Source organism: Pyrococcus kukulkanii (assembly GCF_041647995.1).
Classification (GTDB): domain Archaea; phylum Methanobacteriota_B; class Thermococci; order Thermococcales; family Thermococcaceae; genus Pyrococcus.
This window is the reverse complement of sequence record NZ_JARRIB010000001.1, coordinates 635,703-657,366: the sequence shown is the minus strand read 5'-3', so window position 1 is coordinate 657,366 and position 21,664 is coordinate 635,703. Positions and strand designations below refer to the sequence as shown.

The window sequence follows — 21,664 nt, the reverse complement described above, 5'->3', positions numbered from 1 at the left end:
AGTTTTTAATAGCATGATAGAGCTCCACCCAAGTGAGATAGCGAGGTTCTTCGAGCTTGATCACTGTCCTAGATTCATGATATTGCTTCAAAAAAGGAAAAAGGGTGAGCTTAAAGGGTACGAGGAGATTATAAGGAGGAAGGAAACAGAGGATAGAGAGCTCGCGAAGTGGGGAGAGGAATTCGAGCTTCAAATCTTGAGGAGTCTTCAAGGCAGATCTGAGGATATTTATGGCTTCTTCAGGAAGGGGGATTACGGGAGAACAAGGAAGTGGTTTGAAAAGCACAACTCCATGGGTATAATTGAATTCGAGAACGAAGATGATGCCGTTGATGCTCTCTTGGAAATCCTGGGGTCGCATGAGAGAGTTCTAGTTTATCAGGCTCCTTTAACCGGGGAGATAGGAAAGTTCAGAATAAAGGGGAGGGCTGACTTCATCGCCAAGCTTGGCGATAAATACTATCTCCTTGAAACGAAGTTCACTAAGGAGGAGAAGCTATCCCACAGGGTTCAGGCCGTTATATATTCGATGCTTCTCTCGAAGCTTGTCGATGGGGAGATATATCTCTCGGTAGTTACGAGGGACAACGTTCCTTGGCCTACAAACTTCCTCAAGTTTCCTGATGACGTCCTTGAATTTGTGTTCACAATTGAGGATACACTTTCGAGGGACTTCAGGGAAGTTGAGCCATGGATAACCGTTAGGTGCACCACATGTCAGTTCGAGGCTCTCTGCCTCTCCCAGGCTTTAAGCACCGGGGATCTTGGGTTGCTTGGAGTGGCCCCAGGGGAGAAAAGGGTGTTCGTTGAGAACGGAATTAGAGACATTCAAGATTTAGCCAACCTCTTCTCCTTTCCTTCAAACAGTCCCGTTGATTTTAGGGAGCCCAAGGTGAGGAACAGGGATGCCGTAAAGGAGATAGCGAGGAGGACAGGTCTTAACATCGTTAGGCTTTCAAGGATAGCACAGGCGGTTCTGGCGGAGAGGAGTGGAAGGGTGGAGAGACTTTACATCCCCGGGTCGGGCTACAACCTTCCCAAGACAAGGGGAGAGTACTATCAAGACTTAGTTAAGGTCTTCATGTACGTCCAGAAGAGCCCGATAACCGAAACCCTCGTTGGCATCTCAGCCCTCGTTAAGGGTTCCAGAGGCAAGAGGATAATAGCGAAGATCGTAGAGGGGGCACCTATCGAGGTTCAAACGGGTCTCGGAGAGGAAGAGAAGATGCTCGGAAAGTTCTTCAGAGAGCTGATAGATGCCATAAAGGATCTCTCATCCAGTGAGGACATCTATCTCCACCTTTACTTCTACACGAGGGGCCAGAGGGAGAGCCTAGTTGATGCCCTGAGGAGGCATCCCGACCTTTGGTGGAGCAAGCCTATAAGGGCAATCCTAAGCTTGAGAAGAGCAATAGACTGGGAGGGCTTTTCCATTCTAACGGACGAGCTCATAGAGAGGCATGCCCTTCCCTTTGCCCAGGGCCTTGGAATAATTCCCGTATCAATTCAGTTCGGCTACAAATGGAGGGATAATGAGCTCTTCGAGGACGTTTTTAAGATCTTAGCGTGGAAGAGTGATGGAAAGCTTTACTTGGGAAAGCTGGAGAGCGTTACTAGGTGGGATCCGCTCAGGGATCCCCTCTATCCCGTAATAAATAGGGACGATGCTGAGCTCCCGTTCACGCCGTTCTGGAAGGCCCTCGTTGAGATGAGCAACTCCAATAGCGATGAGATAGCCTCGGGCCTTCGCGACATCCTGGGGCAGGTAGTTGAGGCCATGGCAACGATAGAAGAGGCGATAGATGAGAGGTACAAGGACGGGTTCGTGAAGAAACAGCCTATTAAGAGGGACGAGTTGGAGAACTTTGACATAGAGGATGGTTCTTTGGCCAAGGTTCTTATGGAGTACCTCCTCCTTGAGTTTCACTCAAGGAAGGGAATTCTTGAGAAGTACTACAGGCTACCCCTTGACGTCAGGGCGTATTCCGAGAAGACTGCTATAGTCAAGGTAACTAAGGTTGAGAAGGGTAAAGAGTGCAGGGTCTGGGGTCAACTGGTTATCCCTGGGGAAAAGGGATTTGTGAAGTACTCGCCAGATGAGGTGTTGGTCGATATAGATGAAGATTCCTGGGTTGTCGTGACTCCCCTTAATGGCTTAGGTGATGATGACCCAGCTAAGATAATCAAGAGAATGCCTCTTGGAATAGTCGAGGCTATAAATCATAAGCATGGGGACATCGTGATAAAGCTGATATCAGTTGGCAACATGAAGTTCACGTTTCCTCACTTTAGCTATAGGTGTAGGAACGGCGAGGTGATAATTAACGGTATAAAAGTGAGGGCCGGAGACTACTTGGTCTTAGATCCCGCAATCGATGACATAGGCATGTCTAAGGCCTATGATATCCTTAAGAACATCAATAATCATGTGATCTACGATTTGCTTAGGAACCTGTACGAGGATAATGCTGAAGTCAACGTTACCGTTGATCTGTGGGATGAAGGTCTAGTTAAGGAGTTCTTGGCAAACATTGAGTACCTGAACGATGAGCAGAGAGCCTTCGCTTCAGACGTAAGGCATAGGTTAGTAACACTCCAGGGACCCCCTGGGACGGGTAAGACCTCTGGAGCCTTAGCCCCCGCCATACTCGCGAGGGCCTATGCCACGCTCAAGAAGGGAAGGAGCGCTCTCTTCCTAGTTACCGGCCTTTCCCATAGGGCCGTAAACGAAGTTCTCCTAAGAACCTATAAGCTGATTCAGGATCTGAAGGATAAGTTCCCCTTATTAAATGATGTCCGCCTGCTCAGGGGAGTTTCGGGGGAGGAGGCAATCGAGGTCATAAGGAAAGACCTTGGCGTGGAAGTTGATTACGTGTTCAAAGAAATAAGATTCACGTCCGGTCAGCTGAGCCTCTTCGGCGGTGGAAGGGTTGAGATTCTCTTCGCAACCCCCCAAACCGCCCATAGGCTGCTCAAGAACGTTAAGGGCGTTGATTTGGTTGTTGTGGATGAGGCCAGCATGATGGATCTCCCCATGTTCCTCCTTGCCACCTCTAAAGCTAAAGGTCAAGTCCTCCTCGTTGGTGATCACAGGCAGATGCAGCCGATACAGGTTCACGAGTGGGAGCTCGAGGACAGGAAGACAATAGAGAGACATCTCCCCTTTCTCTCTGCCTTAAACTTCGTGAGGTTCCTCAGGGGAGAGCTCGACGAGAGGGAGCTTAAGAGGTTCAAGAGGATCTTGGGTAGGGATCCGCCAAAGCTGAACGGGAAGAAAGATGAGCTTTTGCCGATGTACAGGCTTAGGGAAACCTACAGACTACCTCAAACTTTAGCCAGATTGCACACTGAATTATTCTACTCCTTCGATGGGATAGACCTCAGGAGCGCAAAGAAGCCTAAGAAGGAGGTTTTAGATGCATTAAGAAGGGCTGGAAAGGATGAGTTCTTGGGCTTTGTGCTTGATCCCAATTATCCTGTAGTCTTGATTGTTCATGAGGAGGGAGAATCTACGAAGGTCAACGAGCTTGAGGCTTCCCTCGTGGAGAATATCGTTAACGCCTTGGAAGGTGTTGGTGTGGGAGTCGTCGTTCCCTACAGGGCCCAGAAGAGGCTGATAAGGTCTAAGGTTGACGTGCAGGTTGATACAGTTGAGAGGTTCCAGGGCGGGGAGAAGGACGTTATAATAGTCTCAATGACCTCGAGCGATCCGGCCTATCTTTCAAAGGTCATGGACTTCCTCTACGATCCAAACAGGCTTAATGTTGCAGCGAGCAGGGCTAAAGAAAAGCTGATAATGATAGCCTCGAGGAACATCTTCACCCTGACCCCCAGGGATCTTGACACTTTCGAGCTCGTTAGGCCGTGGAAGAGGTTCTACGTGAGGATGAGGGAAGGGGAAAAGCTCAGTTGGGTATTTAAGGGGGTTAATATTGAAGCCTATCGCATAAGCTAATCTATCTCTATCGCTATATCAACTCCTGTTTTTCTCTTTATCTCTTGAAGTAACCTTAGGGTGGCGTTCCCGTCACTTGGCATTATAGTGCCAAAATCATTGTATACCTGAACCTTGGCTAAGCTCCTCGTCAGCCTGTCTAGGTAATCGACTTTCGATGGTATCCTTACGTCCTCTGGGGTGTATCCATGCTCCAAGAGAAACACAACTACGGCGGGAAGTATGGTGCTCCATGCTATCTTTGGTGGTCTTCTCCAATTCTCTCCTCCTACTATTTCTATTTTCCACCATTTGTTCCCGATTTTGACGTATAGACTAGTTGGCTTCCTTCCCCTTAAATCAACGTGTATTAACTCGTTAATGGTTGGTGCATCTGGGGTATCAACTTTTGTACCTGTGACGTATATCGTTCTATATTCGGAAGAAGGTGGATAACTGTATTCCTCCTTTCTCAAGTTTTCCCTCCTATTAACTACCTCTATAATACCCTCTATTTTGGGAATGTCTCTGATTTTGTCCTTAGAAAACCATGAAAGTCTCTCAATGATCTCGTCTATCTTAGCCACCCTTAGGTCAATTCTGATCTTTGTCCTGTCATCTATTCTCTTCCCCACCTCAAAGGCACTAATTGCCACCCATTGGATACCATTAGTGAGAATTCCAACACCAACTCCATCAACAAAGCAGTAGTGACCGAGTTGAGTAAGGGCGTTTCTGTCCCTCAACACATCCACTCCCAAACTTTTAGCCTCAATGTAAGCAACTGGTGTTGAGTCTATGTAAAGTGCGTAGTCTACCCTCCCTCTTCCTCCCGTGTTTACCTCTGGCACAACTTCATCTGGACTGAATACATCCCAGCCTAAACTCTGCAATAGCGGAAGGATTAGATGCTGTTTGGTCGCCTCTTCGTTAGCTCGATATAAGTTTAGCTTGGAGAGGGATAAAATCCTGGCAATGATGTCCTTCACCTTAACACCTCCAATATCCTCGAGTACTCGAAATTCCTTACCCTAACAACTTCGTCCTTCCAGTCTCCATGACTCTTGCCTCTCCAGATTCCCAGGATCGAGTACTTTCCAATCTTCATCTCTCCCAACAGAGCGGCCAGGGTGTATATGCTGTCCCTGAGCTCTTCCCATGTTCCTTCCAGCGTTGAGCCGAAGGAGAACTCCCACTCGAGCTTAAAGGGTATTAAGCCAGTCCCGGAATAGGCGTTCATCTCGGAGTACGCTGTATCGTCGGTCGTAACTACTACAACGTTTGCATCCTTTTCCTCAGCGAAAACCTTGTAGTCTAGGGCTATCTTTGTGTCTCCAACAGCGACCTCCCTAGACTTTGCTCTTTCAGCTCCAAGCATCTTTATCTTTTCTAGCTCTACACTCCCTATCATGGCCAGCCTCGCCCTTGGAGTTGGTTGGTTTGAGAACTCCCCGTACTCCCTCCCATAGGGGAGTTTATCATTTAGTCGCCTTCCAACTTCCTCCGCAACTTCATCAGAGTACACGAAGTCAACTATTAGGTTGCCCTCCTCCTTGAACCTTGGGTCTTCTAATATCTTTGAAGGAACCCTGAAGTACAGGGTGTTCGTGTCAAAGCCTATGTACACTGGCCTTTTCGAGGTCTTGAGGCTTCTTATCAAGCTTATCAATTCATCCCAGTTCCTGAACTTAGCCAAACCTCCGGCTATTAATGCTTCCCTGATGAGGTTGTGATCTCCGTGGATGTCGTCGTTTAGATTTACGAAGGAGGGAACGCTGAACTTAACCTTCCTCTCAAGCTTTACCCTGCCGATTAACGCATCCCCGACTTTCACCGTGAAGACATAGTCCCCATCTATGTACATCGAGTTTATTACGGCCATTAATTCCTCTCTCCTAATCTTTACCTCCTGGGGCTTGCCCTTCTTTCTTCCTGGGAACTCTATTCTTCCCTTCTTTCCAGTCAGTTGTTCCTTGAGGAAGAGCTGTTGCTCTACCATTGGTATTTCAAAGAGCAACTTTCCCATGTACCTCCTGAAGTCCTGGAGGTGGAGGTAGACAATCTCTGCAACATCGTTTATCATCCCGGCACCGAGCATTAGCGCGCTCATGAACTTCCTTCCGGGAGTTATATCCACTATTACCTCCTTACCCCTCAGCGATTGGAGGAGTGAGGAAACCTTTTCCCTGAACTCTATTGGGTTATCCTCAGAGAATTTCATCGATTCGTCTATAATTACTTCCAGATTGATGTTGTAAGCCCTCTTTAGCCTCTCGAGTAGCTCCTTAACCTCTTTAAGGACATCAACTACGTCATCGTTCCAGAACATGTAAATCCTATCGGGAACCCACGAGTAGACCTCGATCAAATGCCACAGGGGGTTAAAGACCGCTTCGGGTGACGTTCCTACTGAGGTCACGTACACCTTCATCTCAACCCCCCTAAAATATTACCTCCCTTTCATCAATTAAACCTACCTCCGGCGAGTAGTTCATGTCTATTCCAAAAACTCCAAAAATTGAATATACCTTTTCATCGATTATCTTGGCCTTTTCGAGGATCCATATAGGAACGTTCACGGTGTGCTCTATAACGTAAACAGTGGCCTCTAGCTTTTCCTTATCGCTCATCTTACCCCAGTTCTCTGTGAACTCCACAACTTTATCCCAAAAGTTCCTGGGAATGGCAGGTAGGGATATGAAAGTGTCCCTCGTGGACAGCCACTCTTCTCCGATCTTGAACCTGTGGATAGTTTTTAGCCCATGCTTGTGTAACCACTCCTCCTTGAAGGCCTTCTCGTACTTATCCCACATTTCCTCGTAGTAGCGATCATTAACGGTGAGAAACTCAAGTTCATTTTTCGCATTTTCCAAGTCACTAATTAAGGTTAGGGACGTTGAGATAGCCCTTTTGATGTAGGGTAAGCATCTTTCTGGCGTGTAGAGGTGCGCAGTTCCCTTTTTCAACCCCCTTCTGTTGACCCTCCCAAACCTCTGAATGAGGGAATCAATGGGTGAAACTTCGGTGAACATGACGTCGTAGTCTATATCTAGGGAAACCTCTACCACCTGGGTTGCAACTAGAATTCCAGACTTTAGCTCCTCCACAAGCCTCATCTTCTCCTGCTTGTCTTTAACCGTGAACCTCGAGTGGAAGAGGTAAACATCGTCCCTGTATCCCCTTAGGGTCTCATACAATTCTCGGGCCTTAGTGACGGTATTAACCACGACTAGAACTTTTCCCTTTGTATTGACGATCTCATTTATCGCATCCATTATTCCATGGTCGTGGAACTTCACGGTAACCCTCTTCCTACTTGCATACCTCTCCCTAACCTTCTCAAAGGGGATCAGCTCCTTTAATCCAATTTCCCTGAGCCTCTCCTGAAGGAGCGAGGGCATCGTAGCTGACATGACGGTCACCTTAGTCCCTAGGAACTCCATAGCAAAGTTAATGCCCTCGAGGATTAAGCTCATCGTGAACGGTGAGTAGGAGTGTATCTCATCTATTATCAGGTGGGCCCTCCTCAGGGAGAACTCCCTTAAGGGGAACCTGAAGTAGTTGAGGAAGGCTAAAAGCACTTGGTCAATAGTTGAGACGTGGATCCTCTTCATGGCGTACCTGTTTATTAGCCTCTCATCAAGCCTTCCCTCTCTGTAGAGGGAGTAGAAGAGCATGCTGTGGCCGAAAGACACGTTTTCTTTCCCAAACATATCCTCAAGCCTTCTCCTAATCCCCTCGACGGTGGTTATCGTCGGGAGGGTGTAAATTACTTTTACTGATTCAGGAGTTGCCAACAGGCTGGTTTCAGTCTTCCCATCCCCCGTGGGAAGGAGGAAGTAGCCAGGGCCTTTTCCGATGACTAGGAGTTGATAGTCTCTGGGTTTGAACCCCTTTTTCCTAAGGTATTCTAGAACCCCTTCATGGATGAACTCCTTGTTTGTGTGGTACATCTCTGGGCTTAGCGATGCACTTTCGAGCCAATCTGCTAACCTTAAAACCCCGTTGAAGAGGGAATAAAGGTTTCTGAGCTCCTCTGGAGAGTACTCACTAGTTCCAAGCTCGAAAAAGTCTGGAAAGACTTCATCCCTTAGCCAAAGGACAGTTTCTGCCGGCTTTGAGATTATCTTGCCGTTAACTATTAGCTTTTCATCCCTGTCGATGGGTTCCTGGTAAAGGGTAACATGGAAGTCAGTGTGGTGGGTCAATATCGAGAGGAGGGCTATCTCCTTGTACGGACTCTCGCAGTCGAGGAACCTTGAAGCGAGCTCAATTCCTAAATAAGCGTGGGGAGGAGCCCTTCCGCCCTTCTTCAGCTTTTTCTGAAACCTACCGTCTATCTTCCCTATATCGTGTAGGAAGACGTGCTGGAGTATGCAATCCTTGAGCTCCTCACAATTTATCCTATCGAGGAGCTTTTCTGCGATTTTCCTAGCTCTTTCAGAGTGATCGTAGAGGGTTTTGTCAGACTTTCCCAACCTTTCCTTCATCAACGTTACGAGTTCGTGGAATTTCATCTATACCATCTCTCCTGTCGTCGATTACCATAATTCCCTCTTTGATGGGTTCATCAACGAGATCGTTCCTTTTCTTACGCCTCTCTATCCTCCTATACAGTTTTATTACATTGTCAAGCTCTGTTTCGAAGTCAATGAAAACATGCTTTTCCCATTCGAGTTCTTCAATGCCTTCCCAGACGGTGACCCTCCACGGCACATACCCTACTACCATTAGCCATGGCTCGCCTTTCAGCCTCAAAACCTTCCAGGTATTACTGACCAATTTTCCAGTCTGCTAAGGCGAACTAAGATTATGAGTTTATCAAAAATTCTCGTAAAGTCTTTGATTTCTTCTTCCTTTATTTTTCTGAGGTATAGGATTATGTAAGCCTCTAGAACAAACTCCTTCTTTCCCCTTAGAATTATAGCGTATCTGCCCCTTTCGGGTTCGCTAAAAACTCCGGTTTCCACGTATTCGGCATCCTTGAATATCTCATTCCACATATCACGATACTTCTTGAGGGGGCAGAACGTGACCACTTAACTCCCCCCGTAAAGAAGTCTCTCCATTATATCCAGCAGAAGTCCCGATATGAACATTTTTTGCAATAAGGCTTTTTAACAGCCTTTGGTGGTTTGTCCGATGCGACTATCTCCTCAATCTCCTTTATAGCATCCTCAAGAACCCTGATATCTTCCTCTGTTAGCTTTATCTCCTCTTGCCTACCCTCCTTTGGATAGGAGATAATGCCTACAGCCTCAATTCCGGCCTTTTTGAGGTAGTAGAGGTAGTATTTTAGTTGCCACTTCGCGGGCTCTTCAAGCTTCGAGCTCTTCTTTATCTCTATGACCCTAAGCCCACCTTTCCTCTTTATAGCGTCAATCTTTATGTCTTCAAGCAGTATCTCCTTCCAGTCTCCCTCCCTTGCCTCTTCGTGTATTATCCTCCCTATTATCATGTCATCGTTCTCGAAGTCGAAGTTTATGCCCCTCGAAAAGAACCAGAGCTCCCTCTTGCACGTGAAGTAATACTGAACCATAAGCCCAGTTACCCTCATAGTACCGTCTCCACCGGGCTTTTATCAGTTCCAATAACGTGGAGGTTGAAGTTCTTGTAGGGAAGCTCGTAGATAAGGACTGAATCTTCCTCTTTAACGATCTTGCTTAGCCTTCTCTTGAGCTCGTACAGTTGGGCCTTAGTTAGTTCCCCCTCGAACACGCTGTTCTGCCTCCAGAAGAGGTAAGTCTTTAGGAGCTTGTGAACCCTGTTAACCCTCTCAACGGAGACATCGTAGACAACTATAACGTACATCACCACCACGCCCTGAGGGCCTTGTACTCCTTATCTCCCAGGAAATGCTTCACGAGGGAATAAGCTTCGAGCCTAATCAGGTATCTTATTGAGACTTTCCTCTTGAGCTTCGGGTGCATAACCTTCCTCTCAAGCTCACCGTTGAGCTCCTTCAGGAATATTCTCAGGCCCTCCCTGTTTAATAGAACACCAACGTCCCTCGAGAAGTGCTCCTCCTTTATCTTCCTCTTGTTCACCAACCTTAGTATCACCCTGAAGACGGTTATTGGCTTGAATATATCCGCCAAATCGAGGGACAGGGAGTACCTCCTCTCTAACGGTTCGTGCAGGAAGCTTATGGCGGGGTGGAGGTATGTCTTTCTGATTTCGGATAGGGTTACGGTGTAAAGAACTGAGTTTCCGTAACTTATCATTGCATTTACTTCATCTTTAGGGGGCCTCCTGTTTCTCTCGCTAAACGAGAAGTACTTTAGCATCCCAGCAAAGTTCTCGTAGAATGCCTTCCACAGCTGGCTTTCAATACCCATAAGCTCCTGGGGACTCTCTCCTTTTACCTCGATTTCCTCTATGTCCATAGGATCCACGCTCTGGGATTTGAATAACCTTATCATCGAAGCCTTTATTCCGTTCAGGAACTCCCTAGCTATATAGGCCCTCTTCTTCCTGTCTAAATAGTGAGAAGCTTGGGCTATAACTATAGCCCCGCTAATCTGACCTTCTGCGGGCATAAAGGAACCTCGGTAGTAGCCATACTTGTTGTAAAAGTGCACGGGAACGTCATTGTCTGCGAGTAGCTTTATCACACCGCTGGTCAGGGTTGTTGGGGCAAAGCAATGTATTTCACTTATGTTCTGTATTGGTAAAGCTTTCTTTCCATTTTCGTTCACGAAGAAGACTGTATTTGCCTTTCTTTCCAATATCCCGGGCTGGGTAATATATATCGGGCTTTTCATAGCCTCCAGCCCACTACTAAGTTCTACGGAAACTTCTACGGAAACAGCTTCGCTATGCTGTCCCAACGTCGGACTCTTCTGCTTTTCACACTATTCAGTTCTACGGAAACAAACCCATCACACCAGAGGATCTAAAGACAATAAGACTGCCTTTTCCACACTATTCAGTTCTACGGAAACTGGAAAGAGAACATGATATAGGCACCCGTTCCCCCTTATCATCCCTTTCCACACTATTCAATTCTACGGAAACGAGGTAAAAACGAGGGGGTGATTGGGATGAAGGTGTTCTTTCCACACTATTCAATTCTACGGAAACAAGAACTCCTTGAGAGACCGCCCAGCAGAGCCAAGGTTGTCTTTCCACACTATTCAGTTCTACGGAAACGGGACTCCTGCTGAGGACTGGGAAGAGTGGATAGTGTACTTTCCACACTATTCAGTTCTACGGAAACAAGCTAGGTTTTGAAGAAGAAGTAGTGGACGTTGAGAACCCAGCTTTCCACACTATTCAGTTCTACGGAAACCCGACACAGAGCAGTTCGTGAAAGACACGCAGGCATACAGGGACTACGTTACGCCTTTCCACACTATTCAGTTCTACGGAAACATGGTTGCACAGCGGAAGATTGGGAAGAATGGCATGTGTACTTTCCACACTATTCAGTTCTACGGAAACTGGAAAGCTGACGAGAGCCTGCCCCGTGGCCCCTCCCAGTCTCGCTTTCCACACTATTCAGTTCTACGGAAACTTGGGGATTGTTGATGCTTGGGACGAGGAAGTTGTACTTTCCACACTATTCAGTTCTACGGAAACCTATAAGTTGGGGAGGATAACCCCTCTTTGCTAAATAAGCTTTCCACACTATTCAGTTCTACGGAAACAGAGAAACACAAAAAGAGTTTAAATATTGGCTCTCCAAATACCCTTTCCACACTATTCAGTTCTACGGAAACGTGGAAAGGCTTCCTCTTTGCCATAGGCTTCATTGTAGCAGTGGTCTTTCCACACTATTCAGTTCTACGGAAACTGATACAAGACACCCCCTGCCCAGACCCATTCTGGTTGGTTTCCACACTATTCAGTTCTACGGAAACATAGCCTCCTTGGGGGTAGCGGAGATGTTCGGGTTCGCTTTCCACACTATTCAGTTCTACGGAAACAGTAAACGGCATATATTTCAGGAGAATTGAAGTGAGTCCTTTCCACACTATTCAGTTCTACGGAAACGGATGAATTCTATTCCTCGGTGAAATCTCCACTCTCCTGCTTTCCACACTATTCAGTTCTACGGAAACCAGGTTTATGCAGACGCCCTCAGGGACGTTCTCAGCACTTTCCACACTATTCAGTTCTACGGAAACAGTATTTCAACAAGGAGACAGGGTACGTCGAGTACTACTTTCCACACTATTCAGTTCTACGGAAACGCGATTTGTTCTCTTAATGCCCTGTTCTCTTTTGTTCTTTCCACACTATTCAGTTCTACGGAAACAGGCCAATCCCCCTAAGGGACGCCTGCCTTATAGTCCCACAGGGCCTTTCCACACTATTCAGTTCTACGGAAACCAAAATAGGCTGAAAAAGAACTACTCTCTTGGTAAATCTTTCCACACTATTCAGTTCTACGGAAACCGTAGATCGAATTATTATGAATTCGAGTTTATTATGAACTTTCCACACTATTCAGTTCTACGGAAACCTTGTTGGATGTCCTTGAGGGTTCTAATGTTGTCAAAGAACTTCACTTTCCACACTATTCAGTTCTACGGAAACGTGGAGGGGTTGGAAAAGAGGAAGGCTGGTCATAATCTTTCCACACTATTCAGTTCTACGGAAACGAACCAATGACAAGAGAAGAGCTTGTGAGAGCTCTTTCCACACTATTCAGTTCTACGGAAACCTTATCAATTAGGTAGTAATCCACCATCCAAACCACCTCCTCTAATTAGCTTTCCACACTATTCAGTTCTACGGAAACCTGGATATTGACAAATGGAGAGTCATTTACCTCAAACTTTCCACACTATTCAGTTCTACGGAAACTCCTTTGAGTTGCTAGACGAGGCAATAGCGTCGAACATCTTTCCACACTATTCAGTTCTACGGAAACAGGTGGAGTGGTGGTGGACATGACGGGTGAGCCAAAGTCTTTCCACACTATTCAGTTCTACGGAAACCTGGGAGAAGTTCGCCGGTGGGGAAGTCGGCGCCCCCCTCGGTGAGAACTTTCCACACTATTCAGTTCTACGGAAACTTGAGGTTTCACCCAGAAATAGGATACATGGGGATTTTACGGAAGATCCAGCTTTCCACACTATTCAGTTCTACGGAAACCAGATGCTCAATTTTACGGTGGTCTTAGACAACTAACTTTCCACACTATTCAGTTCTACGGAAACATAAATGTGGGGCAAAATCGTAACAAAATGTTACGCCCTCTTTCCACACTATTCAGTTCTACGGAAACGTGGTGTTGGTGTTGGTGGTAGGAACGCCACTAAGAGCTTTCCACACTATTCAGTTCTACGGAAACTTATCCCCTCCTCGATAAGGGTTCTGGCGAACTCTTCCGGCTTTCCACACTATTCAGTTCTACGGAAACAAAGGTAGAATGGTGATAGCCATGGTGTGGAGAATATTCTTTCCACACTATTCAGTTCTACGGAAACTTTTGCCCCCCTTCTCTTCTACCACCTTTCTGCGTAACTTTCCACACTATTCAGTTCTACGGAAACTAAACGACTTAGAGCTAGAGGGAGATAAAGAAACCCTCGAAGCCCTCTTTCCACACTATTCAGTTCTACGGAAACGGGAGGGGGAGGCGATTTGAGCTCCTCCTTATTTCTAACATAATCTTTCCACACTATTCAGTTCTACGGAAACATTTTAAGTGGTGGTCAAATATTATTGTTTTTGTCTTTCCACACTATTCAGTTCTACGGAAACTTTGGGGTTTTTGGCTTTGTTCGTTCAATACTCTCTTCTAGGGGCTTAAATAATTTACTTTCCTGGGAAACCCGTAGCACTGTCCTTCCTTTATAAACTTACCCTGAAAATAACGGAGCTAAGAGGTAACAATAATTCACTAACTCAGAGTTTTAAACTGTTAAAATTAACTTTCAAACGATCGAAATTAAATAAACCAGAAAAAAGTTCGGGGCGTTAAATTAATCCAAAAACGCGAGTTAATTAGAACTCCTAGACTATCTAATTTGAGGGTCTCAAGACTTTAAATCAAAAATGGGGCCAAGAGAAGTTATAACTTCCCAATTAGATAAAACATCCAGCAAATTACCACTAATGAGATACTCCGAAAGCAAAAGTTTATAATATAACATTAAATCAAGAATACTTGAAATTAAATCAGTAATTGGAAAATCTGGACCCGAGCAGGTCTTCAGCAGGACAAAACAAGCTTAGTAAGCTCAAAACACACAAATGAAAAAACCAACATAACAAAAAATGACACAAAAAAGAAAAATAGTAACACTAAAACACGAACACGGGTTCCCCATCGAAGAGCATAACTTTCAGGGGCTCTTCGAGCTCGACGAAGCCCCCGGAGTAGGCTATGAACCTCCCGTACACTGCTCTCCTGCTCTTTCCCTTAACTATAAAATCAACTGGAGCCTCGTACATCCTGGGGACTTGTATCCTCTTCCTGAGTGGTTTAAACTCCTTTATTTTGGCATCTCCGGGAAGCACGCTCCTGAGTGTTGTTTCTTCTCCTTCTTCAACGCTTACTATCTCCACGAAGTCCTTTCCGTGGGGATAAAATAGGCTCTCGCTCTCGCCCATGTAAGGGACGTACACAGGATCCTGGATAGCTTCATAGGCCCTCTCAATTATCTCGTCCTCACCAAGGAAGAACATCCTGAACCTCGGCTTGTACAGGGAAACCCTTGTTATTGGGTAGCTCGGGGAGTAGGGGTTCTTGTATATCGCGCTTACCTCCTCAATTCTCTCCCCAGGGTCTTCTATTATCACTCCATACTTTACCTCCCTCAGTAGTTGGAGGAATTCTTCCTCGCCAAACCCCATGCAACCTGCTATCATCCCTATAGCGGTCGTCTTTGGTGGGAAAGGATAGGTTTCCAAGAGTAGGGAGGAGTGGGGGATCCTGAAGTGTGCCTGGATTGGTCTTGTGTCCACTATTAGGCCGAGCAACTCACTCACCGAGTTTTATTTTCTCCATCTCCTCCTTCAGCTCTTTCATGCTAACTATTTTCACGTTGTCCCAGTCCTTGAACGCCTCTTTAAGCTCTTCAACATTTGCGAACCTGCTCTCAAAGAGTCCTATGTAGGCCTTCTCTATATTGTCCCTGAATGCTTCAAGTGTCTCCTTGAGCCTCTCCACATCTAGAACGAACTTCCCGTCAACGTAGCCCTCCTTGACCCTCAATGCATCTCCAACCACCGGTATCTTCCTCCTCAAGAATACCACAACCGCGATCTCAGGGTACACCTTGGTGAAGAAGTTGCTCAGCTTAGCCCCACCGTGGTACTCCAGGATGGCCCTTATTATTGCCCTAAGCCTCTTCTCCCTCTCCTCCCTTGGTAGGACGTAGAGCGTAACTTCATTGCCCGTTGGATCCCTCTCCCTCCTGACTTCGAGCCCCTCGAGCTTTGGAACCTCTAAACCCTCCTTGAAAACTCCAAGCCTGTCTACCTCTATGAAGAAGTTCCCCCTCATGACGTTCGTCGTTATCTCGGTCTCGTATATGTTGTGCTGGTCTCCCGTCGGATCGTAGCGAACTCCGAAGTCCCTGTCCTCTTGGTAGGGGAATATTGACATCATTCCGTTCGTTCTAACGACTGCGGTTCTCCTTAGGGTGGCGTTCTTGCCCTCGACTTTCTTGGCAATCATGTAGCCGAAGAGGTCGTCATCTATGTACCTGTGGGGCTCTCCCTGGGAGACTATGACCTTCTGCCCGCCTTCAGCCCTGGGGACTATCTGGCTGAGCTCCCAGCCTAATTCTTTAAGGATCTGCCTCAGGTGGTACTTCACGCTCTGTCCCGAGATCCTCACGTACTCCCTCCCATCGACGGGATCCCTGACCTTCTTTAAGACCGAAATTACTCCCTCGGTTCCGTTCGAGTTTAGATTTGCCCCTTCAACCTTGGTCAGGGTAACTATTTCAATCGCCTTCATCTTCACCACCGTGGATTGCATTTAGCATACCGTTCAGGAGGATGGCCTTCAAAACCTTCCAATTCCTTTCGTTCTCGTAGAACGGCCTAACGTCCATACTAATTTCGAGCTTAGCTTGTAGTTCAACTAGTTTGTTCATGAACTCCTCAAAGCCCCTGGCCCTGAAGAGCTCCCAGAAGTATTTTTCTAGGTTCGTTCCCTTCACCTTCTTCCCCAGGGAGTAGCCCATGCCGTTTATCCTTTCAAAAACCTCCGGGTTCAAGATATCACCTCCAAATGCATCGAAATACGCGCGAGCCCAGGGAAGGTAATACCTCGGAACTTTTAGCTTCCTCCTAACTCTCTCAATGAATATCTGGTTCAGCAGGGTGAAGTCGAACGTTCCATCCAGTAGTTTCGCGAAGAACTTCTCCCTCTCGAGCGTATTCTTCTTTCTGTCCTTGCCCCTTGGAATTACTAAATCGTCAAAGAAGCCCTTTACAACCTTTTTCTCCGCTAGAGTTGCCAGGAACTTCGTGAGCTCTACAAGCCTAGTTCCCTCCACGATGGTTGACCCGTAGAACTGGCCCGAGCCGTAGACAAGGTAGGTTCTAATGTTTCTCTCAATATCGTAGGCTTCCTGTAGCATCCTTCTTCCCCTGAGGAAGTCAACGAAGTCGTAGAGAACTGAGAAAAATGCCTCATTCCCGTGGTAGGGCTTTAAGCTGAGCTTTACAGCTACCTTGCCCTTCTTTAGCTCAGATCTGTCCTTCCAGAACTCCCTAAACAGGTAGGAGAACCTTCTAAATGCCCTGCCTTCTCCCTCGAAGAAGAATTTGAGCTTATCCTTTCCTCCAATGGGGACTACGTAGAGGTATGCCATTGCCGAGTAGAGCTTGAAGGCGTGCTCAAGACAGAAGGCCAGTCTGTTCCTCTCGTTCACTATGGAATCTATCTTCCTCTCGAATGGGTATATGAAGGCTCTGTTTTCAACGACTTCCCCCTCTCTTCCGCAGATTGAGCATACTCCTTTCCTCCTCTTTAGAAAGGCATCTATTATGCTCTTTGCATTAGGAGCAACCTCAAAGCCATAGTTCTTTAATAACTTGAGGGCTTGGGTATCGTCTTCCACTGGAATTAGGTCGAGGGCTAGGGCCTTTATGGGCTCGAGGTACTTCTCCTTTACGACTTCTTCATTGATCTCTCCTACCCCAATTTTCTCCAGGAATAGTTTGCCGTTCCTCATATACGGGAGGAGCACTTTAACCACCCAAAATCTCCGATATAACCCTCCATGGATCTTTCATTTTTCCTCCATAGAGAACATGATCCTTGGTATATCTAAAAAGCACGTCTCCCTCTCTCTTTACCTCTACAAGGTTAGCTTCGAGGCCAGCGTGGGCCAAGAAGTTCCTGGGGTCTACCTGGGGAGTTGCATTCGGGAAGAGCGTCCTTAGCTTAGTCCACTCCTTTACATCTCCAACTTTCCTTACTATCCTGTTCACTTCGACTTTTGTTGACTCCCTAATCCTACCCTTGAACACCCTCTCCGCTATTTCAAAAAGCTCATCGGCGGATAACTCTTCCTTGGGCAGATCCATATCCCTAAGGAGATCATTAATGACTTCAATCTGGAAAGCAAGTTTAGATAGCGTCGCAAAGTCTTTTCCTAAACCTATTTTCCTTTCAAGAATGTTGCCTTGAACTTCAATGTTTTCCCTAAACTCACGGAGGGCCTCATCTAGGATTTGGAGTACCTCAGCTCGGTCTGGGTAGGTGGTTGCTAGGAGTAGGGGCAATCCAAGCAAAATTGAAGAAGCCCAGAGGTTTAGCCTCGTCGAGTTAACCTTAAACTTGGCCATTATCTTTCCGAACTCAGTACTGTCAAGGGAGTAGTTTTCGAGCACCCTTTTTCCAACCTTCTCGTTCACTGGTCTCTCCATGATGTTCCTCTCTTCTATCACGTTTACTCCTAACCTCTCAACTCCTTTAACGAAGGGATCCGTGTTGTAGACTGTCATTTTCACCGTTTTTCCTATGGCCAGTATCCCCAGGATGTCCTCTAAGGCTCTCTGAGTGAAGAAAGTTAGGTAGTTCAGGCCGTGGGTTATGTCCAGGTGAACCTCCAAGTCTTCCACGGGAATTTCCTGGGAGAGCCCGTAGGTTAGGTAGTAGTAGGCATCCGTTGGATGGCCTAGGAATTCTCCGTTTGGGAACTTCCCTGTTCCTGGGATTACTAGCACCTCGGCGCTGACTCCAAGCTCCTTTAAAAACTCTTTTGCCTCTCCTTCAACCTCTTTGTCTGCCCTCTCGAGATCGCTTGCGAGAGTGTTTGGGAGTATCACGATTGTTTTATCCGGCTCAATAATATCATAAAGGAGAAGTATTGGTGATTTTGATCTTCTACTTTTGCCGTTGAAGATATATTCTACCTCATTCCAGCTTCTGAAGTTTCCCCAGGGGGAAATTAGGAGCTTCATATCTCAACCCATCCCATGGGCATTCCATTAGCAATCCTCCTTGTCTTAGGGAACATGGAAGAGATTCCTTTTCCTCCTGGTTTCCTCCCAAGCCCTAGTTTTCTCCTCACCTGCTCCCATTTCTGGCCTTTCCTCTTTAATAGGAGGCCTATCGTGTTTGATATCCAGCCCTTGCCCCAACCTATCCTCAGTAGGTTTGATCCCCTAATTCCATCGATTTTGGCAAGTTCTCGATAGAAATCCTCAACGGCCTTCCATATGAACTCCTCAAGTTCCTTCCCCTTGCAGTGCCACAATAGACCGTTGAAGTAGTCCGAGTTCCTCTCGGCCAACTCCTTGTCAAAAATTATTTCCACATTAAATCTTGTATTGGGCTCTAATGCCTCTACCCACACTGGAATGTTTACATCTGCTCCGATAACCCTGACCTCGTAAACGGCTAGGTTATTGAGGGGTATCTTCGATGAATCTCTAACGATCAAAGCTCTCGTAGGATCTCTCTTTGGCTCGTGTCTTATTCCACCCCTTCCAATATCGAAGCCGAACACTATTGCCTCTAAAAGGTCGTCAACGGTCTTCAGGTTTACCTTCTTTCTCCTTTGGAGGGCTCTCTTAATCTCCATGTTGATGTAGTGGATGTAGTAATCAAGAATATCGTGGTTTGCAGGGTGTTCTATGCTCCTTATGAGCCCCTGTATTGCTATTGGATCCTTTCCTGCTATCCTTGTTCCTTCTTTTAGGGCCTCTACTACCGTAACGGTATCTCCACATTCTTTGAGAATCTCATACATTACAGCCGTCCTAATTGCTCCCTTTATTGAGCTCCCGGGAATGTAGGGCTTTCCACTTTCCTTTATGAATTCCCTTATCCTTGAGCTCATCTTCCCTATCTTTCCCCTCACCTTAAGCTTGTACTTGGCGTACTGCTCTGGATTTATCTTGTACTCTGTGAGGAACTTTTTCCACACGTAGAGGTCTTCGGCTGGGTTTCTAATCATGCCGAGAATTTCCTCTATGTCTGCCCCAAGCTTCTGCAGATCATCTACTAGCCTTTCGACGTCCAAGACAAGTATTTCATTCTCCCGAGGATAGAAGTCTACTGGAGTGAGCTCGTTTCCATTTCCTACGTGGAGCGGAGTTAGAACGTTCATAAAGCATCCCCCGGGGCTTCGGTCCTAACTGGGAAGGCCTTTCCGTTCACATAAACCTTAAACGGAAGGCCTAGATCAAGCTCGATCATCTTTCCTGGATCGTCTCTGATCACGGATCCCTCCAGAACCATTGGCACCTTTGGCTTCCTCCTCCCCCAGCTCCATCCTCCGATCTTCTCGACCTTCCACAGGATCAGGGAGTTCTCATTCCTCGGGTACATCGGGGATAAAGTGACGAAGGCGTTTCCTTGGGGCTCGTCTATGTAGACTTCCGTTATTTCTGGAACGAACAATCCGTAGCCCCAGGTTCTCTTCCCTCCAATCCCATGATCCCCCAGGAAGTTCATTGCGGGCACTATGTACTTCTCGAAGATATCTTTTGGCCCGTCATAGAGGAAGTAGAGGCCACCATTTTCCTTGAATACGACTGCATCCCAGAAGTAAATTGAAGAGTCTTGGGAAACCCTGTCTAGCGAAACCTTTGGTATCTCCACCTTCTTGTAGGGGAGATCCTTTACCGTGAATTCTTGGAGCCTTATGGCCTTCTCAAATGCGTCTAAGGGTATGTAAGGCTTCTCTCTTGCCTCCTTGATCTTTGAGATGTCCCCCTTGAAGATCTCATATAGGCTTGCTTCGGCGTTCAGGGGAAAAGGAAGGAAGTATTCCTCTCCCAAGTAGGGAAAAGCTGAGGAAATCTTAGCTTTCTCGCTGAACTCTCTTATGAACTTTTCCGTTTCATCACTCCCGTAGATCTCTCTTACGGCGTTGGCTATCGCTCCGAAGAGTGTGGTGGCCTTCGGGATTTCCCTGATGGGCCCCTTGGGAATCATCTTAATTGCTAAGTACTTGCCCACAACATCTAGCCCCCTTGGGGTTTTATCAGGCTTACAACATCGTTTATGTTGTTCAGCAACTCTTGGACGCTCTTGTACTGTTTAGTGGATTTTATTTTCCCTTCATCGCCGGTCTCGTAGAACTCTCTGGGCTTGAACGCTATCCTCTTGATGTGGAACTTGACCTTACCGTAACCTCTGCTTCCAGAACCTCCAAGGTAGCTGTCCTCTAGGAGAAGCATTGACATAAGGAGATGTCTTAGATCGTCTTCCACCTCGTTTAGATCTTCGACCGTGTAGATGATCTCAAAGTTGAACTTTGCTCCAGCGACAACCCTTTCTGTAGTCCTGGGGTTAGCCTGGGATGTAATCCTGTCTATTCCAACCTCCATCTTTGCCTCAGTAATCTCCTCTCCCTTCCTCCACTTCTCCTTCCACTCCTCCGTTAGGAAGGCATCCCTAACTATTACCCTAGAGGGGAAGTTACTCTCCTTTCCGCTCGCTCCAAACAGCCTACAGACTGGACAGTTCCTTGCTTCCTCGTATGTGTTGCAAACGTGGATCCAGACGTTATGCAGTTCTCTGTTGAAAAACCTCCCACAGTTCTCTTTCCCTATTTCCCTGCAACTACCTTTCATGTAATTCTTTAGTCCTTTGTACTGATCCTTAAGCTCATCGAGTTTCGAGTTGACGTAGATCTCGAAAAGTGACCTAAGCCTCCCTTTCAGGGAGGAACCTGGGATGTATGGCAGTCCGGTGTGCGGATCCTTTATAACTGGATTGTCAATTCCACCTATCTCGGAGGTATCCCTCTGCGCCCCTATGTGAAGACCCGTGAGAGCCTCGATCTCTCCCTCTATAATGACCTTACCATAAAATTCCCTGTTCATTTCTCCTTCCCCCCTAAAAACCTATGATAAGCGACTATTGCTTGGAGGAAATCGAAAAACTTGCCAAAATTATTGACCGCGAAATTATTGTCTTCACTCATCTTTTTCAGTATTGGTTCCAGAACCATATACAAGTGCTCCAATGCCTCCTTGGTATTTTTCTGAGACCTCCCTACCGTGTACGCCAAAAGAAGCCTTATTCTCACCACATCGTCTCTTATGTCTTCATCCCTTCCGGTCTTTACTTTCAACTCGACGTTCCTCACCATTTCGAGTATCTTTCTTATCTGGTTGGTTCTGAGATCCTTCGAAACTAGGTATGATGCTATTGTTATCGCATAGTCAAGGACTTCTCCTGGCTTCCAGTCTTGGAAGTTTTCAGCCTTTCTTGCTATCTCCTTAACCTTTGGCTCTACCTTGCTCCAGTAATTTTTGTCCATCCTCAACTGGTTCTTAACAACAAAAGGATCCACAGGA

At 46.6% G+C, this 21,664-nt stretch carries 17 protein-coding genes and 1 CRISPR repeat array; of the genes, 1 reads left to right on the top strand and 16 read right to left on the bottom strand.

Features of this window, described 5'->3' with window-relative positions; all coding sequences use genetic code 11:
- Window positions 1-13 precede the first annotated feature (13 nt).
- Window positions 14-3,955, top strand: a complete 3,942-nt coding sequence (locus tag P8X24_RS03970) for a bifunctional RecB family nuclease/DEAD/DEAH box helicase (protein WP_372914149.1) — start codon at window positions 14-16, stop codon at window positions 3,953-3,955.
- Here the strand turns inward: P8X24_RS03970 and P8X24_RS03965 are convergent.
- The 16 genes from P8X24_RS03965 to csm2 form a co-directional block, all read right to left on the bottom strand.
- Window positions 3,952-4,923 (bottom strand): type I restriction endonuclease, encoded by a 972-nt coding sequence (locus tag P8X24_RS03965; RefSeq protein WP_372914148.1) that lies wholly within the window; start codon window positions 4,921-4,923, stop codon window positions 3,952-3,954. The genes P8X24_RS03970 and P8X24_RS03965 overlap by 4 nt on opposite strands.
- A complete protein-coding gene (locus P8X24_RS03960) occupies window positions 4,920-6,365 on the bottom strand; it encodes a hypothetical protein (protein ID WP_372914147.1) in 1,446 nt (481 codons plus the stop codon). Before P8X24_RS03960 ends, P8X24_RS03965 begins: the two co-directional genes overlap by 4 nt.
- Before the next feature lie 10 nt (window positions 6,366-6,375).
- Window positions 6,376-8,451, bottom strand: a complete 2,076-nt coding sequence (gene cas3 / locus P8X24_RS03955) for a CRISPR-associated helicase Cas3' (protein ID WP_372914146.1) — start codon at window positions 8,449-8,451, stop codon at window positions 6,376-6,378.
- Entirely contained in the window at window positions 8,399-8,665 is a 267-nt protein-coding gene (locus P8X24_RS03950) for a hypothetical protein (RefSeq protein WP_372914145.1), read from the bottom strand. Before P8X24_RS03950 ends, cas3 begins: the two co-directional genes overlap by 53 nt.
- Window positions 8,666-8,688: 23 nt before the next feature.
- Entirely contained in the window at window positions 8,689-8,973 is a 285-nt protein-coding gene (locus tag P8X24_RS03945; protein ID WP_372914144.1) for a hypothetical protein, read from the bottom strand.
- A 29-nt stretch (window positions 8,974-9,002) separates the two neighbouring features.
- Window positions 9,003-9,491 carry a CRISPR-associated protein Cas4 gene (cas4, locus tag P8X24_RS03940; protein WP_068322502.1) on the bottom strand — a complete coding sequence of 163 codons (489 nt, stop codon included), beginning with the start codon at window positions 9,489-9,491 and terminating at the stop codon, window positions 9,003-9,005.
- Window positions 9,488-9,745: a CRISPR-associated endonuclease Cas2 gene (gene cas2 / locus P8X24_RS03935; protein ID WP_068322505.1), complete on the bottom strand. Its 258-nt coding sequence runs from the start codon at window positions 9,743-9,745 to the stop codon at window positions 9,488-9,490. Before cas2 ends, cas4 begins: the two co-directional genes overlap by 4 nt.
- Complete coding sequence (gene cas1b / locus P8X24_RS03930; RefSeq protein WP_444851862.1) at window positions 9,745-10,764, bottom strand: type I-B CRISPR-associated endonuclease Cas1b; 1,020 nt, start codon at window positions 10,762-10,764, stop codon at window positions 9,745-9,747. Before cas1b ends, cas2 begins: the two co-directional genes overlap by 1 nt.
- A gap of 15 nt (window positions 10,765-10,779) precedes the next feature.
- Window positions 10,780-13,648: direct repeats of the CRISPR family, unit length 29 nt; unit sequence CTTTCCACACTATTCAGTTCTACGGAAAC.
- Between the two features lie 543 nt (window positions 13,649-14,191).
- Window positions 14,192-14,878 carry a CRISPR-associated protein Cas5 gene (cas5, locus tag P8X24_RS03925; RefSeq protein ID WP_372842558.1) on the bottom strand — a complete coding sequence of 229 codons (687 nt, stop codon included), beginning with the start codon at window positions 14,876-14,878 and terminating at the stop codon, window positions 14,192-14,194.
- The gene (gene cas7i, locus P8X24_RS03920; protein WP_372914142.1) at window positions 14,871-15,854 is read right to left on the bottom strand and encodes a type I-B CRISPR-associated protein Cas7/Cst2/DevR; all 984 of its coding nucleotides are present in this window, start codon (window positions 15,852-15,854) and stop codon (window positions 14,871-14,873) included. The genes cas5 and cas7i overlap by 8 nt, the downstream gene beginning before the upstream one ends.
- Window positions 15,841-17,094, bottom strand: a complete 1,254-nt coding sequence (locus P8X24_RS03915; protein WP_372914141.1) for a hypothetical protein — start codon at window positions 17,092-17,094, stop codon at window positions 15,841-15,843. Before P8X24_RS03915 ends, cas7i begins: the two co-directional genes overlap by 14 nt.
- 1 nt (window position 17,095) lies before the next feature.
- Window positions 17,096-18,313, bottom strand: a complete 1,218-nt coding sequence (csx1, locus tag P8X24_RS03910; protein WP_372914140.1) for a CRISPR-associated CARF protein Csx1 — start codon at window positions 18,311-18,313, stop codon at window positions 17,096-17,098.
- Window positions 18,310-19,464 (bottom strand): type III-A CRISPR-associated RAMP protein Csm5, encoded by a 1,155-nt coding sequence (csm5, locus tag P8X24_RS03905; protein ID WP_372914139.1) that lies wholly within the window; start codon window positions 19,462-19,464, stop codon window positions 18,310-18,312. Before csm5 ends, csx1 begins: the two co-directional genes overlap by 4 nt.
- Window positions 19,461-20,318, bottom strand: a complete 858-nt coding sequence (gene csm4 / locus P8X24_RS03900; RefSeq protein WP_372914138.1) for a type III-A CRISPR-associated RAMP protein Csm4 — start codon at window positions 20,316-20,318, stop codon at window positions 19,461-19,463. Before csm4 ends, csm5 begins: the two co-directional genes overlap by 4 nt.
- Window positions 20,319-20,323: 5 nt before the next feature.
- A complete protein-coding gene (csm3, locus tag P8X24_RS03895; RefSeq protein WP_372914137.1) occupies window positions 20,324-21,187 on the bottom strand; it encodes a type III-A CRISPR-associated RAMP protein Csm3 in 864 nt (287 codons plus the stop codon).
- Window positions 21,184-21,660, bottom strand: a complete 477-nt coding sequence (gene csm2 / locus P8X24_RS03890) for a type III-A CRISPR-associated protein Csm2 (protein WP_372914136.1) — start codon at window positions 21,658-21,660, stop codon at window positions 21,184-21,186. Before csm2 ends, csm3 begins: the two co-directional genes overlap by 4 nt.
- Between the last annotated feature and the right edge of the window lie 4 nt (window positions 21,661-21,664).